Raw genomic sequence first — 12,511 nt, forward strand, 5'->3', positions numbered from 1 at the left:
GTCACCTCAGCCTCAGGCCGGACTGCTTCTCGATGCTCCGAAGCGTGCCGACCGGCAGGTCGCGTTTCGGGTGGGGGACGGTCACAAGGCCGGGCTTCGTCGGATGCTTGAAGTGGTGATGGCTGCCGCTTACGCGAACCTGCCGCCAGCCATCCGCTTCCAGTCGCGTGATCACGTCCGCGCTCTTCATGTGTATAAATATACACACAATACGCGGCCATCAAGCGAAATGCCGATGGCCGCGCAGGCAGTCACCCCAGCCGCCCGAGTGGGGCGAACGTCACGGTCAGTGGGCTCACACCCGCTTCAGCCGGTCCTCCACGAGCTGGGCCCAGAAGCTGGCGCCGTGGGGCAGGCCGGCGTCGTTGAAGTCGTAATCCGGGTGGTGCACGCCGGCGGTGTCGCCGTTGCCCGCCCAGATATAGGCCCCGGGCCGCTGGTTCAGCATGTAGGAGAAATCCTCCGCGCCCATCATCGGGGTCGGAGCGCGGTCGACCCGTTCATCCCCCGCCACGCGGCCGGCGATCACCGCAGCGATCTCGGCCTGCTCCGGGTCGTTGATGGTGGCCGGATAGCCGCGCATGTAGTTCAGCTCGGCCGTCGCCCCGAAGGTGGCGCAGACCCCCTCCATGATCCGGGTGATCCGCTCCGGCAGGCTGTCCTGCACGTCCGGGTCGAACACCCGGCAGGTGCCGCGCAGCACCATGTCGTCCGGCACCACGTTGAAGGCATGGCCGGCATGGAACTGGGTGACCGAGATCACCAGGGCCTTCTGCGCGTCGAGATTGCGCGAGGTGATCGACTGCAGCGCCATGACCATGTGGGCGCCGACCAGCACCGGGTCGATGCCGTGATGCGGCATGGCGCCGTGGGAGCCGCGGCCCTTGATGGTGATCTCGAAATTGTCGCGCGCCGCCATCATCGGGCCCGGCGAGACGGCGAAGCTGCCGACCGGGATGCCCGGGATGTTGTGCATGCCGAAGACCGTGTCGCAGGGGAACTGCTGGAACAGGCCCTCCTGGACCATCCTGTCGCCGCCGCCCTTGCCCTCTTCGGCCGGCTGGAAGATGAAGTGGACGGTGCCGTCGAAATTCTTCGTCTCGGCCAGGTACTTCGCCGCCCCCAGCAGCATGGTGGTGTGGCCGTCATGGCCGCAGGCATGCATCACGCCGGCATTGACCGAGCGGTGCGGCCGGTCGTCCTCGCCGCGCTCCAGGATCGGCAGGGCGTCCATGTCGGCGCGCAGGCCGATGGTGCGGCCCGAGCTGCCGGATTTCAGCACCCCGACCACGCCGGTGCCGGCGAGGCCGCGATGCACCTCGATGCCGAAGGATTCCAGCTTGGCCGCGACCACGTCGCTGGTGCGGTGCTCCTCGAAGCCCAGTTCCGGATGGGTGTGGAGGTCCTGCCGCCACGCGGTCATCTCGTCGTGGAACTCGGCGATGCGGTTGACGATGGGCATGGGTCTATCCTCCGCTCAGGCCTTGGCGAGCTGCTGCTCGACCAGGGTCGACCAGTAGCTGGCGCCGTGGGTGAGCGCCTCGTCGTTGAAGTCGTATTCCGGGTGATGGACCGAGGCGCCCGGCCCGTTGCCCATCAGGATGTAGGAGCCGGGAACCGCCACCATCATGGCGGCGAAATCCTCCGACCCCATCAGCGGGGTCATGTCGTCCCGCACCCGGCTGTCGCCGGCGACCGCCCGGGCAGCACCCAGCGCGTGCCGGGTGGCGTCCTCGGCGTTCACCGTCACCGGGAAGATCGCCTTGTAGTCGACCTCGGCCGTGGCCCCATGGGCGGCGCAGATGCCGTCGACCACCCGGCGGAAGCGCTCCTCGAGCGCGCCATGGATCTCCATGTTCAGGGTCCGGCAGGTGCCGCGCAGGACGACGCTGTCCGGGATCACGTTGAACGCCTCGCCGGCATGGAATTCGGTGACCGAGACCACCAGCGCGTCCTGGGCGCTGACGGTGCGGCTGACCAGGGTCTGCAGGGCGATGATCAGGTTGGAGCCCACGATCACCGGGTCGACGCCCTGGTGCGGCATGGCGGCGTGGGAGCCGCGGCCCTGGATCGTGATCTCGAAGGTGTCGCCGGCCGCCATGATCGAGCCGGGACGGATGGCGAACTCGCCCACCGGGATGTTCGGCATGTTGTGCATGCCGTAGACCCGGTCGCAGGGGAACCGCTCGAACAGCCCGTCCTCCAGCATGCCGAAGGCGCCGCCGAGACCCTCTTCGGCGGGCTGGAAGATGAAGTGGACGGTACCGTCGAAATTCTTCGTCTCCGCCAGGTACTTCGCCGCCCCCAGCAGCATGGTGGTGTGGCCGTCATGGCCGCAGGCATGCATCACGCCGGCGGTGCACGAGGCATAGTCCTTGCCGGTGCGCTCGGTGATCGGCAGAGCGTCCATGTCGGCGCGCAACCCGATGCGCCGGTCGCCGTTGCCCGCCTTGAGCACGCCCACCACGCCGGTCTTGCCGATGCCCTTGTGCACCTCGAGGCCCCATTCGGCCAGCTTGGCGGCAACGATCTCGCTGGTCCGCTTCTCCTGGAAGCCGAGCTCGGGATTGGCGTGGAAGTCGCGGCGCCACTCGGTCATCTCGCCATGGAAATCCGCGATGCGGTTGATGATCGCCATTTCTGGAGGGTGCTCCGGTTGATCGGGAAAGGGTTCGCGAGTATCGAGCCCCATCCGCATGCATGCAAGAGAGGTCGCCCACATGGCCGCTTCCCCCCGCCCGACGGCCGATGTGCCGGTGATCGAGACCGAGCGGCTGCGGCTGCGCGGCTTCACGCCCGAGGACAAGCCGGTCTACGCGGCGATGCGGGCCGATCCGGACGTGGTGCGCTATCTGGTGGGCGGCGAGGCGCTGATCCCCTTCGCCGAGGAGATCGCCGACAGCCGCATCGCCGCCTTCCGCAAGGCCTGGGCGGCCGGCTACGGGGTCTGGGCGGTGGAGGAGAAGGCCTCCGGCCGCTTCCTCGGCCAGGCCGGGCTTGCCAGGCTGGAACGCTCCTCCGACGTGGAGGTGCTCTACGCCTTCGCCCGCCCGGCCTGGGGCAAGGGCTATGCCCGCGAGGCGGCCCGCGCCGCCCTGGCCTACGCCTTCGCGACGGCCGGGCTGTCGCGGGTCGTGGCCTTCGTCGTGCCGCAGAACGAAGCCTCGTCCCGGGTGCTAGAGGCGGTCGGCCTCACCGCCCAAGGGGAGACTTCCTACAACGACTTCCCCGTGCTGGGCTACGCCATCACCGCCGACGAATGGGCCTCCCGCGCGCGCTGATCCGCCATCAGTGGGTCAGGACGAACTTGTCGGCATGGCCCCACACGCCATGCACCAGGATCTCCACGCCGATGGCGATCAGCAGCAGGCCGAAGATCCGCTCGAAGACCAGGATGCCGCTCTTGCCGAGGAAGCGGACGAAGAAGCCGGCGCCCACCAGGATCGCCCAGCTGATCACGACGACCACGGCGAGGATCGAGATCACGCTCGCCTCGTGGCCCACCCCCTCCTCCGGATGACCCTCCAGCATCATCTTGGTGATGGCGCCCGCCCCGCCGAGCAGCGGAATGCCCATGGGCGAGACGCCGACCCGCAGAGCGGAGCCGCCGGCATCGATTTCCACGTCCTCCTCGCTCGGAACCTTCTTGTCCGACATCATCGACAGGCCGGTCAGCGCGATGATCAGCCCGCCGGCGATCTGGAAGGACGGCAGCGACGTGCCCATGGTGCTGATGATCGTCTCGCCGAAGAAATAGGCGAGGCTCAGCACGACAAAGGCGGTGCCGCTGCCGACGGTCGCGCAGACGATCCGGTCCTGCTGGGTCATGCCGGCGGTCAGCGAAATGAAGATCGGCGCGACCACGATCGGCGCCATCAGGGCAAACAGGCTGACGCCGAACTGGATGTGGGCGGACCAGTCGAAACCGTTCATCGGAAACCCATTCTGTTCACGACGGGGAGGAGAGCTTTGCCCAGGCAGCTTGGAAGGACTTGGCCTTCTCTGCAACCGCCGCCGCCGTGTCCCCGGGCTTGTACAGGGCCGAGCCGAGGCCGAATCCGGTAGCGCCGGCAGCCACATAGCCGGCCATCGTTTCCGGCGTGATCCCGCCCACAGGCAGGATCGGCGCCTGTTTCGGCAGGACGGCCCGCATCGCCTTCAGCACCGGCGGCGGGGCGCCCTCGGCCGGGAACAGCTTCAGGGCATCGGCCCCCGCCCGCAGCATGGCAAAGGCTTCGCCCGGGGTCGCGAATCCGGGCACCGCCACCGCGTCCCGACTCTTCGCCCGCTCGACCACGGCGGCGTCGGCATGGGGCATGACGATCAGCCGACCGCCGACCGCGACCACGTCGTTGACGCTGTCCGGTTCGATCACCGTGCCGGCCCCGACCAGCAGCCGGTCGCCGACCGCCTCGGCCAGCCGGGCGATGCTGTCGAGCGGCCGCGGCGAGTTCAGCGGCACCTCGACGATGGCGAAGCCCTCGCCTTCCAGGGCCAGGGCGATGTCGACCACCGCGTCCGGGGTCACGCCGCGCAGGATCGCCACCAGGGGGCAGCGGGCGAGATAGGGGGCGAGCGCGCTCATCGGCCGCCGCCGCGGCCGAGGCTGTCGGCGATCAGGAACAGTCCGCAGGCCGCGGCATGGGCCGCCACCGCCTCGCCCTGGTGTCCGAGGACGCGCAGCGCCTCGCGGTACAGGCGGACCAGTTCCTCCTCGCCCACCAGATAGACCGTGTCGACCGGGGCGGCCGCGCGGATCTCGTGACCGATGACCAGGCCCGACAGGAATGCACCCGCGCCCTCCGGCGCCAGATCCCCGAACAGGCCGGCGGCGCGCACCCCGAACAGGTGATGCAGCAGCCCGCCCTCGGCCCCGGACCGGGTCACGCCCTCCAGGAAGGCCTCCTCGTCCCAGGCGGCGTGCTCGATGCCGCGCCCCAGGATGCTGTGCCGGCGCAGCACGTCGAAGACCTCGCCGGTCATGTGGGTCGAGAACGACGTCACCCGCCGGCTCTCCACCCGGGCCCATTTCGAGTGGGTACCGGGCAGGCAGACCGTGGCGGTCGCGCTGCCGATCAGGTCCACGGCACCGAGAATTTGAACCTCTTCGCCGCGCATGACATCGGGGATGCCGTCGTCGGCGCGCACCGACAGGCCCGGCGCCAGACGGATGACCCGCCCCCGCGCCAGGGTCAGCGGCACCAGCGCGCCGGCGATGTCGTCGACCGCGGCCGGACAGGGCAGATACGGCGTCTCCAGCCAGCCCTGGCGGCTGCCGATCATGCCCGACAGCACCACCGGCACGTCGGGCGCCGCGTCGAGCCAGTCGCCGATCAGCTCCTCGAACGCGTCCTCGAATTCGCCGGCGTCGATCGCCAGGATTCCGGCCTGGGCCCGACGTCCCTCCAGCATCTCGCCGTCGGCGGCGAATCGGAAGGCGCGGAACGAGGACGTTCCCCAGTCCACCCCGATGGCGGTGGTCTCGGCGGTCATCCGGCGTCCTTCGTGAACGGCGTCAGGCAGGCCCGTCGCCAGGCGAGATCCCGCGCCTCGTACCAGACGGCCATGTCGGCGGGCAGCTCCGGCATCGCGCTGGGATCGGCCAGCTCGATCCACAGCAGATAGCCGTAGATCACCGCATCGGCGAAGCCCGGCTCGCTGCCGGAGAAGAAGGGCGTGCGCTCCAGCTTGGCGGCGACCCGTCCGACGGAGAAGGCCAGGTCCAGCTCGGCGGCCGAGCGATGGGCCACCAGCTCGGCGAAGGTCATGCCGTAACGTTCCTCCCGGCTGGTCCGGTAGTAGTCCCGGTCCTCCGGGCAGAGCCGGTCGATAAACCAGGGCGCGATGACCTTGCCGGCCCGGGTGCCCAGCTCGCGCTCGACCGCGGTCAGGTCGAAATGCCGGTCCTCGTCGCGGAACACCGGCCGCTTGGGCTGCACCGCATCGAGATAGCGCACGATGGCCTCGGAATCGGTGAGACGGGAGGCGCCGTCGACCATCGCCGGGCAGGTGCGCGACCCGGTCTCCGCCTCCAGCCGATCCACATCGGCGAAACGCATCGGCACCCGCTCGCAGTCCATGCCCTTGACCGACAGGGCGACCCGCACCCGGTAGCCGATCGGGCTCGGGCACAGGTTATTGGCGCCGAGGCGCTCGTACAGCTTCATGGATCGGCCCCCACCCGCACCAGCGCCTTGCCCGTGTTCTGGCCAGTGAGCAGCCGGATCAGTGCCTCGGCCGCGTTGTCCAGGCCCATGGTGACGTCCTCGCGATACTTCAGATGACCGTCCCGGTACCAGCCGGCGAGCCGCTCCACAATGTCGTTGAAGCGGTCGTAGTGGTCGAGGATCAGGAAGCCCTCCATCCGCGCCCGCTTGACCAGGAGCTGGCGGTTCGGCCGGGGCCCCATGGGCAGCGGGAAGGACGGCATGCCGATGGTGCCGCAGATGGCGATCCGCGCGCCCACGTTGATGCGCTCCAGCACCGCGTCGAACTGGTCGGCGCCGACGCTGTCGAAGAAGCAGTCGATCCCGTCCGGGGCCGCCTTATCCAGGCCGGGTCCGATGTCCGGCGCCGCCTTGTAGTCGACCGCCGCGTCGAAGCCGAACTCCTCCAGGCAGGCGCGGACCTTGTCCGGCCCGCCGGTGACCCCGACCGCCCGCGCGCCCATCACCTTGGCGATCTGACCGACCACCGAGCCGACCGAGCCGGCCGCCGTCGTCACCACCACCGTGTCGCCCGCCTTCACGTTGCAGACGTCGACGATGCCGACATAGGCGGTCGCCCCGTTCATGCCGAGCACGTGCAGGGCGGTGGAGATCGGCGCGAGCGACGGGTCGACCACCCGGTCGATGTCGCTGCCGTCGGACACGGCGAAGCGGCGCCAGCCCTGGCGGCCCTGGACGATGGTCCCGACCGGGTATCCGGGGTGGCGGGACTCGACGACCTCGCCCACGGTGAAGCCGGTCATCGGCGCGCCGATCGGCACCGGCTCGCTGTAGTTCGGGGCATCGGCGATCCAGCCGCGCATGGCCGGCTCCAGGGACAGCCAGATGACCCGGATCAGCATCTGTCCGTCGCCGATCCTCGGCATCGCCGCGTCGACCGGCTCGAACAGATCGGCGCGCACCGACGGGTCCGGTCGGCCGCGCAGGACCACGTGCTGATTCTCGTCACTCAAGGCCGTACCCCCCAGCTTGACACTCTCCAGACCGCTTGCGACGCTCGCGCTCCACAATTCGATCGCTGCCGGCTCGTTGGCCGAAGCCCTCGATTCAACCACATCGTGAACTCACGGGAAACACCAGGGGGAAACCACCATGAAGCTGCTGCGCTACGGTCCGAGCGGTCAGGAAAAGCCGGGCGTGCTGGATGCATCGGGCGGCATCCGCGATCTGTCCGGGATCGTTGACGATCTGTCCGCCGCCGCCATCGCGGCCGGCGCCCTCGACAAGCTGAAGGGCACCGATATCGAAAGCCTGCCGACGGTCTCCGGCACCCCGCGCATCGGCGCCTGCGTCGGCGCGCCGGGCAAGGTCGTCTGCATCGGCCTCAACTATTCCGACCATGCCGCCGAGACCGGCGCGGAGCCGCCGAAGGAGCCGATCGTCTTCATGAAGGCGACCAGCGCCGTGCAGGGTCCGAACGACATCGTCCGCATGCCGCGCAACTCCAAGAAGACCGACTGGGAAGTCGAGCTGGGCGTGATCATCGGCAAGCAGGCGAAATACGTCAGCGAGGCCGACGCCCTGTCCTATGTCGCCGGCTACTGCGTCGCCAACGACGTCTCGGAGCGCGAGTTCCAGGCGGAGCGCGGCGGCCAGTGGACCAAGGGCAAGTCCTGCGACACCTTCGGCCCGATCGGCCCGTGGCTGGTGACGGCCGACGAGGTCGCCGATCCGCAGAACCTGGACATGTTCCTGGACGTGAACGGCAAGCGGTTCCAGACCGGCAACACCAAGACCATGATCTTCTCGGTCGCCCACATCATCCACTACTGCAGCCAGATGTTCTCGCTGATGCCGGGCGACGTGATCATGACCGGCACCCCGCCGGGCGTCGGCCTGGGCGTGAAGCCGAACCCGGTGTTCCTGAAGGACGGCGACGAGATGCATCTGGGCATCGCCGGCCTCGGCGAGCAGCGCCAGAAAGTGGCGGCGGATTGAGAGAGGCGGACTGACCATGCCAAGCCTCGACCTCACGGTCGACGCCGTGCTGCCCCGGGACCGCGATGCCGCGGTCCTGGTCGGCCGCGTCTGGCGTCCCGACGTCGCCCATGGTGCGGGGGGGCCGGCCCTGGTCGTCCTGCGCGGCGACAACGTCATCGACATCACCGCAACGGTTCCGACCTGCTCGGAGCTGATGAACGCCGACAACCCGCTCGCCATCGCCCGCACCACCGCCGGCGAGAAGGTCGGCACCGTCGCCGAGATCCTGGCCAATACCCCAGTGGACGGCCGCGATACGGGAAAACCCTGGTTCCTGAGCCCGATCGACCTGCAGGCGGTCAAGGCCTGTGGCGTCACCTTCGCCGAGAGCATGATCGAGCGGGTGATCGAGGAGAAGGCCAAGGGCGACGCCTCGGCCGCCGACGCCATCCGCCAGGAGATCGCAGAGAAGATCGGCAGCGACCTGTCGAAGATCACGCCGGGCTCCGACGAGGCCGAGGCGCTGAAGGCCGCGCTGATCGAGCGGGGCATGTGGTCCCAGTACCTGGAAGTCGGCATCGGCCCCTATGCCGAGGTCTTCACCAAGGCGCCGCCGATGTCCTCGGTCGGGGTCGGCGCCGATGTGGGCCTGCACCCGATCTCCACCTGGAACAATCCGGAGCCGGAGATCACCCTGGTGGTCAGTGCCGCCGGCAACATCGTCGGCGCCATGCTCGGCAACGACGTGAACCTGCGCGACGTGGAGGGCCGCAGCGCCCTGCTGCTGGGCAAGGCGAAGGACAATAACGGCTCGGCCGCGGTCGGCCCGTTCGTGCGCCTGTTCGATGAGGGCTTCACCCTGGACGACGTCCGCGCCGCCGAGCTGGACCTGCGGGTGGAGGGGGAGGACCAGTTCGTGCTGAACGGCCATTCCTCCATGCGCAAGATCAGCCGCGACGTGGCCGACCTGGTGTCCCAGACCATCGGGCCGACCCACCAGTATCCGGACGGAGTGGTGCTGATGACCGGCACCCTGTTCGCCCCGACCCAGGACCGCGGGGCAAAGGGCCAGGGCTTCACCCATAGCGACGGCGACATCGTGTCGATCTCGACGCCGAAGCTGGGCGCCCTGATCAACCGGGTCGGCCGGTCCGACAGGATCGCGCCCTGGACCTTTGGGGCCGGCGCGCTGATGCGCAACCTCGCCAAGCGCGGACTGATCTGAGGAGGGCGTCATGGTCAGCTACGACTTCACCGGCCAGGGCGCCATCATCACCGGCGGGGCGCGGGGCATCGGCCTCGCCGTCGCCAAGCGCCTGTCCGACGCCGGGGCCTCCGTCAGCCTGTGGGATGCCGACGCCGCCAAGCTGGCGGAGGTCGCCGGCTTCTTCCCCGAGGACCGGGTCCACACCGCCACGGTCGACGTGACCGACGATGCGGCCATCGACCGGGCGGCGGCCGAGGTGGAGCGCGAGTTCGGCCGGATCGACGTCCTGGTCGCCTCGGCCGGGATCACCGGGCCGAACACCACGACCTGGGAGTATCCGGTCAAGGACTGGCGCCGGGTGATCGACATCAACCTGACCGGCGTCTTCCTGTGCGACCGGGCGGTGGTACCCTACATGCGGGCGAAGAACCGGGGGCGGATCATCAACATCGCCTCCATCGCCGGCAAGGAGGGCAACCCCAAGGCCCCGGCCTATTCCGCGTCGAAGGCCGGCGTCATCGGCCTGACCAAGTCGCTGGGCAAGGAGTTGGCGGCCACGCCGATCACCGTGAACTGCATCACCCCGGCGGCGGTGAAGACCGACATCTTCGACCAGATGACGCCCGAGTTCATCGAGTTCATGCTCTCCAAGATCCCGATGGGCCGGTTCGGGCTCGTCGAGGAGATCGCCAATCTGGTCGCCTGGCTGGCCAGCGAGGATGCGTCCTTCTCCACCGGCGCGGTGTTCGACTGCTCCGGCGGCCGCGCCACCTACTGACGGCCCGGCTCCAGGATGCGCGAGACGCAGTATCCCGACCTCGCCGGACGGACGGTGTTCGTCACCGGCGGGGCTTCGGGGATCGGCTCGGCCATCGTCACCCGGTTCTGCGCCCAGGGCGCCAATGTGGGCTTCATCGACATCGCCGAACGCGAGGCGCGGGGCCTGATCGAGACGGTCCGGGCCCAGGGCCACACCCCGCCGGTCTTCGTCGAGGGCGACGTGCGCAACCTGGACGACCTCAGGAAGGCGATCTCCGCGATCCGCCGCAAGTTCGGCATGATCAGCGTGCTGGTGAACAACGCCGCCAAGGACGACCGCCACACCCTGGAGCATGTGACCGAGGAATACTGGGACGACCGGTTCAGCCTGCTGGTCCGGCCGATGTTCTTCGCCGCCCAGGCGGTCAATGCCGACATGCGCTCGCGGGCCGGCGGCTCGATCATCAACCTGGGTGCGGCCGACCGCCCGCTCCACAGCAGCCGCAGTGCCTATGACGCGGCCAAGGGGGCGGTGCACGGGCTGACCCGGTCGCTGGCCTACGAGCTGGGGCGGGATGCGATCCGGGTGAACACGGTCTCCCCCGGCTGGGTCCTCACCGACCGCCAGCGCGAACTCTGGCTCACCGAGAACGCGGCGGAGGAGTTGAAGACCCGCCAGTCGATGCGCCGCGAGATCACCCCCCAGGACGTGGCCAATGTGGTCGTGTTCCTGGCCTCGCTGGAATCGGAGATGATCACCGGCCAGGAGATCGTCGTCGACGGCGGCTACCGGTAGAGCTCCACACCCTCCTCCGTCTTCCCGGTTTTCCCGGTTTTCCCGGTTTTCCCGGCCTCGCGCCGGGACCGAGAGCGCAACGCGACGGATCTCTTCAGGCCGCTCTCAGGCGTTCCAGCACGCTGACCTCTGGATCCCGGCGCAGGGCCGGGAAGACGGGTGAGCGAGGAAAATTGACTGTACCCCCCAACCCCACTCCCCGGACCTGTTCCGGGGCGAGGCTTGGGTCGTCGGGATGTCGCCGGTGAGGTCCCGTCACGCGGACCGCTCGCCCCGGAACAGGTCCGGGGAGTGTAGAAGGATAAACTCCCGCCCCCTACTCCGCCGGCTGGGTCGCCGGCTTCTGGCGGCCGAAGCCCAAGGTCCAGTCGACCTCGTTGCCGATATCCGGGTCGGAAGGGATCAGGCGGGCGAGCAGCAGGCTCACGCAGGCCATCGCCGCCCCCACCAGGAACACCGCCGCCGGCGAGACCAGCCACAGCAGGCCGAACGTCACCGGAATGAACACCGCGGCGATGTGGTTGATGGTGAAGGACACCCCGGCTGTCGGCGCGATCTCCGCCGGGTCGGCGATCTTCTGGAAATAGGTCTTCATGGCAATGGCGATGGCGAAGAATGCGTGGTCGATCACGTAAAGCGCGCCGGCCAGCCACACATTGGTGACGAAGGCATAGGTCGCGAACACCCCGATCAGGCCGATATATTCGAAGGTCAGCGCCCGGCGCTCGCCGAAGCGCACGATCAGCTTCCCGATCTTCGGCGCCAGCAGCATGTTGATCGCGCCGTTGATGAAGAACAGGGCGGCCACCTCGTGCACCTCGTAGCCGAACCGCTCTACCATCAGGAAACCCGCGAAGACCGTGAAGATCTGGCGGCGCGCCCCGCCCATGAAGGTCAGGGCGTAGTACAGCCAGTAGCGCTTGCGCAGGATCAGCTTCTTGTGCTGCGGGATGCCCTCGCGGAACGACGGGTAGGCCACGAACAGGAAGACCAGCACCACCAGGGTCAGGCAGCCGGCGATCAGGAAGACGGTGGTGAAGGACAGGTTGAAGCTGCCCCAGCCGACGAAGATCAGGCCATAGGCGACGAGCTGGGCGAAGGCGCCGACCGCGATGATCTTGCCCATGCTGGCCGCCGCGGTCGCCTTGGGCAGCCACTGCAGGGACAGGGACTGGGCCGCGGTCTCGTAGTAGTGGAAGCCGACCGACATCACGAAGGTGGTCAGATAGAAGCCCCAGATCGTGGGGAAATAGCCGGTCACCGCGACGCCGATCCCCAGGCAGAGCAGCGACAGATAGGCCAGGGTCTGCTCGCGCATGAACAGCAGGAAATAGACTGCCAGGAAGGACAGGAAGCCCGGGATCTCGCGGATCGACTGCTGGATGCCGATCTCCTTGCCGGTGAAGTCGAGCTCGTGGACCGCGAAGTTGTTCATCAGGTTCCACCAGGCCGCGAAGGAGAGCTGCATGGCGGCGGCCATGATCATCAGCATCACGGCGGGCGAGCGCCATCCGGTGGCGGTCTTCGGGTCGGCGGTGGTGGTCAGGTAGGACATCGCAGGTCTCGGGAGCGGTATTCGGGGCGGGTCAGGAGGCAGTGGAT

Annotated in this window: 14 protein-coding genes; 5 read left to right on the forward strand and 9 right to left on the reverse strand. The window is 68.6% G+C overall.

The features are described 5' to 3' along the window. Nucleotide 1: 1 nt before the first annotated feature. From ACOQOP_RS15070 to ACOQOP_RS15080, 3 genes are all read right to left on the reverse strand, one after another. Entirely contained in the window at nucleotides 2-190 is a 189-nt protein-coding gene (locus ACOQOP_RS15070; RefSeq protein ID WP_420562628.1) for a type II toxin-antitoxin system HicA family toxin, read from the reverse strand. A 105-nt stretch (nucleotides 191-295) separates the two neighbouring features. Continuing rightward, entirely contained in the window at nucleotides 296-1,462 is a 1,167-nt protein-coding gene (locus ACOQOP_RS15075; protein WP_420562629.1) for a M20 aminoacylase family protein, read from the reverse strand. A gap of 15 nt (nucleotides 1,463-1,477) precedes the next feature. Beyond that, a complete protein-coding gene (locus ACOQOP_RS15080) occupies nucleotides 1,478-2,638 on the reverse strand; it encodes a M20 aminoacylase family protein (RefSeq protein WP_420562630.1) in 1,161 nt (386 codons plus the stop codon). Nucleotides 2,639-2,720: 82 nt separating this feature from the next. Between ACOQOP_RS15080 and ACOQOP_RS15085 the strand changes: the two genes are divergently transcribed. After that, nucleotides 2,721-3,281, forward strand: coding sequence for a GNAT family N-acetyltransferase (locus tag ACOQOP_RS15085; RefSeq protein ID WP_420562631.1), 561 nt, complete (start codon nucleotides 2,721-2,723; stop codon nucleotides 3,279-3,281). Nucleotides 3,282-3,288: 7 nt separating this feature from the next. Here the strand turns inward: ACOQOP_RS15085 and ACOQOP_RS15090 are convergent, their stop codons facing one another. Genes ACOQOP_RS15090 through ACOQOP_RS15110 form a run of 5 tightly spaced genes read right to left on the reverse strand, consistent with a single transcriptional unit; the run spans nucleotide 3,289 to nucleotide 7,180 of the window. Continuing rightward, nucleotides 3,289-3,933 carry a MarC family protein gene (locus ACOQOP_RS15090; RefSeq protein ID WP_420562632.1) on the reverse strand — a complete coding sequence of 215 codons (645 nt, stop codon included), beginning with the start codon at nucleotides 3,931-3,933 and terminating at the stop codon, nucleotides 3,289-3,291. Nucleotides 3,934-3,949: 16 nt separating this feature from the next. Continuing rightward, nucleotides 3,950-4,585 carry a 2-dehydro-3-deoxy-6-phosphogalactonate aldolase gene (locus ACOQOP_RS15095; protein ID WP_420562633.1) on the reverse strand — a complete coding sequence of 212 codons (636 nt, stop codon included), beginning with the start codon at nucleotides 4,583-4,585 and terminating at the stop codon, nucleotides 3,950-3,952. Next, complete coding sequence (locus ACOQOP_RS15100) at nucleotides 4,582-5,493, reverse strand: 2-dehydro-3-deoxygalactonokinase (protein WP_420562634.1); 912 nt, start codon at nucleotides 5,491-5,493, stop codon at nucleotides 4,582-4,584. The genes ACOQOP_RS15095 and ACOQOP_RS15100 overlap by 4 nt, the downstream gene beginning before the upstream one ends. Beyond that, nucleotides 5,490-6,167 carry a glutathione S-transferase family protein gene (locus ACOQOP_RS15105; protein WP_420562635.1) on the reverse strand — a complete coding sequence of 226 codons (678 nt, stop codon included), beginning with the start codon at nucleotides 6,165-6,167 and terminating at the stop codon, nucleotides 5,490-5,492. The genes ACOQOP_RS15100 and ACOQOP_RS15105 overlap by 4 nt, the downstream gene beginning before the upstream one ends. Then, the gene (locus ACOQOP_RS15110) at nucleotides 6,164-7,180 is read right to left on the reverse strand and encodes an NADP-dependent oxidoreductase (RefSeq protein WP_420562636.1); all 1,017 of its coding nucleotides are present in this window, start codon (nucleotides 7,178-7,180) and stop codon (nucleotides 6,164-6,166) included. Before ACOQOP_RS15110 ends, ACOQOP_RS15105 begins: the two co-directional genes overlap by 4 nt. A gap of 139 nt (nucleotides 7,181-7,319) precedes the next feature. On the opposite strand from ACOQOP_RS15110, the gene ACOQOP_RS15115 reads away from it, so the two are divergent. The 4 genes from ACOQOP_RS15115 to ACOQOP_RS15130 are packed head-to-tail and all read left to right on the forward strand — an operon-like array spanning nucleotide 7,320 to nucleotide 10,909. Further along, complete coding sequence (locus ACOQOP_RS15115; protein WP_420562637.1) at nucleotides 7,320-8,165, forward strand: fumarylacetoacetate hydrolase family protein; 846 nt, start codon at nucleotides 7,320-7,322, stop codon at nucleotides 8,163-8,165. Between the two features lie 16 nt (nucleotides 8,166-8,181). Continuing rightward, nucleotides 8,182-9,372, forward strand: a complete 1,191-nt coding sequence (locus ACOQOP_RS15120; protein ID WP_420562638.1) for a fumarylacetoacetate hydrolase family protein — start codon at nucleotides 8,182-8,184, stop codon at nucleotides 9,370-9,372. Between the two features lie 10 nt (nucleotides 9,373-9,382). Beyond that, a complete protein-coding gene (locus tag ACOQOP_RS15125) occupies nucleotides 9,383-10,132 on the forward strand; it encodes an SDR family NAD(P)-dependent oxidoreductase (protein WP_420562639.1) in 750 nt (249 codons plus the stop codon). Nucleotides 10,133-10,147: 15 nt separating this feature from the next. After that, nucleotides 10,148-10,909 (forward strand): SDR family NAD(P)-dependent oxidoreductase, encoded by a 762-nt coding sequence (locus ACOQOP_RS15130; RefSeq protein ID WP_420562640.1) that lies wholly within the window; start codon nucleotides 10,148-10,150, stop codon nucleotides 10,907-10,909. Between the two features lie 316 nt (nucleotides 10,910-11,225). On the opposite strand, the gene ACOQOP_RS15135 is transcribed toward ACOQOP_RS15130, so the two are convergent. Continuing rightward, nucleotides 11,226-12,464: an MFS transporter gene (locus ACOQOP_RS15135; protein ID WP_420562641.1), complete on the reverse strand. Its 1,239-nt coding sequence runs from the start codon at nucleotides 12,462-12,464 to the stop codon at nucleotides 11,226-11,228. Nucleotides 12,465-12,511 lie beyond the last annotated feature (47 nt).

This window comes from Thalassobaculum sp. (assembly GCF_965223715.1).
GTDB lineage: Bacteria > Pseudomonadota > Alphaproteobacteria > Thalassobaculales > Thalassobaculaceae > Thalassobaculum.

Excerpts from the sequence above, each read along its gene's own strand:
- ACOQOP_RS15070 (WP_420562628.1), bottom strand. The coding sequence starts at position 190 with ATGAAGAGCGCGGACGTGATCACGCGACTGGAAGCGGATGGCTGGCGG.
- ACOQOP_RS15075 (WP_420562629.1), bottom strand. The coding sequence starts at position 1,462 with ATGCCCATCGTCAACCGCATCGCCGAGTTCCACGACGAGATGACCGCG.
- ACOQOP_RS15080 (WP_420562630.1), bottom strand. The coding sequence starts at position 2,638 with ATGGCGATCATCAACCGCATCGCGGATTTCCATGGCGAGATGACCGAG.
- ACOQOP_RS15085 (WP_420562631.1), top strand. The coding sequence starts at position 2,721 with ATGGCCGCTTCCCCCCGCCCGACGGCCGATGTGCCGGTGATCGAGACC.
- ACOQOP_RS15090 (WP_420562632.1), bottom strand. The coding sequence starts at position 3,933 with ATGAACGGTTTCGACTGGTCCGCCCACATCCAGTTCGGCGTCAGCCTG.
- ACOQOP_RS15095 (WP_420562633.1), bottom strand. The coding sequence starts at position 4,585 with ATGAGCGCGCTCGCCCCCTATCTCGCCCGCTGCCCCCTGGTGGCGATC.
- ACOQOP_RS15100 (WP_420562634.1), bottom strand. The coding sequence starts at position 5,493 with ATGACCGCCGAGACCACCGCCATCGGGGTGGACTGGGGAACGTCCTCG.
- ACOQOP_RS15105 (WP_420562635.1), bottom strand. The coding sequence starts at position 6,167 with ATGAAGCTGTACGAGCGCCTCGGCGCCAATAACCTGTGCCCGAGCCCG.
- ACOQOP_RS15115 (WP_420562637.1), top strand. The coding sequence starts at position 7,320 with ATGAAGCTGCTGCGCTACGGTCCGAGCGGTCAGGAAAAGCCGGGCGTG.
- ACOQOP_RS15120 (WP_420562638.1), top strand. The coding sequence starts at position 8,182 with ATGCCAAGCCTCGACCTCACGGTCGACGCCGTGCTGCCCCGGGACCGC.
- ACOQOP_RS15125 (WP_420562639.1), top strand. The coding sequence starts at position 9,383 with ATGGTCAGCTACGACTTCACCGGCCAGGGCGCCATCATCACCGGCGGG.
- ACOQOP_RS15130 (WP_420562640.1), top strand. The coding sequence starts at position 10,148 with ATGCGCGAGACGCAGTATCCCGACCTCGCCGGACGGACGGTGTTCGTC.
- ACOQOP_RS15135 (WP_420562641.1), bottom strand. The coding sequence starts at position 12,464 with ATGTCCTACCTGACCACCACCGCCGACCCGAAGACCGCCACCGGATGG.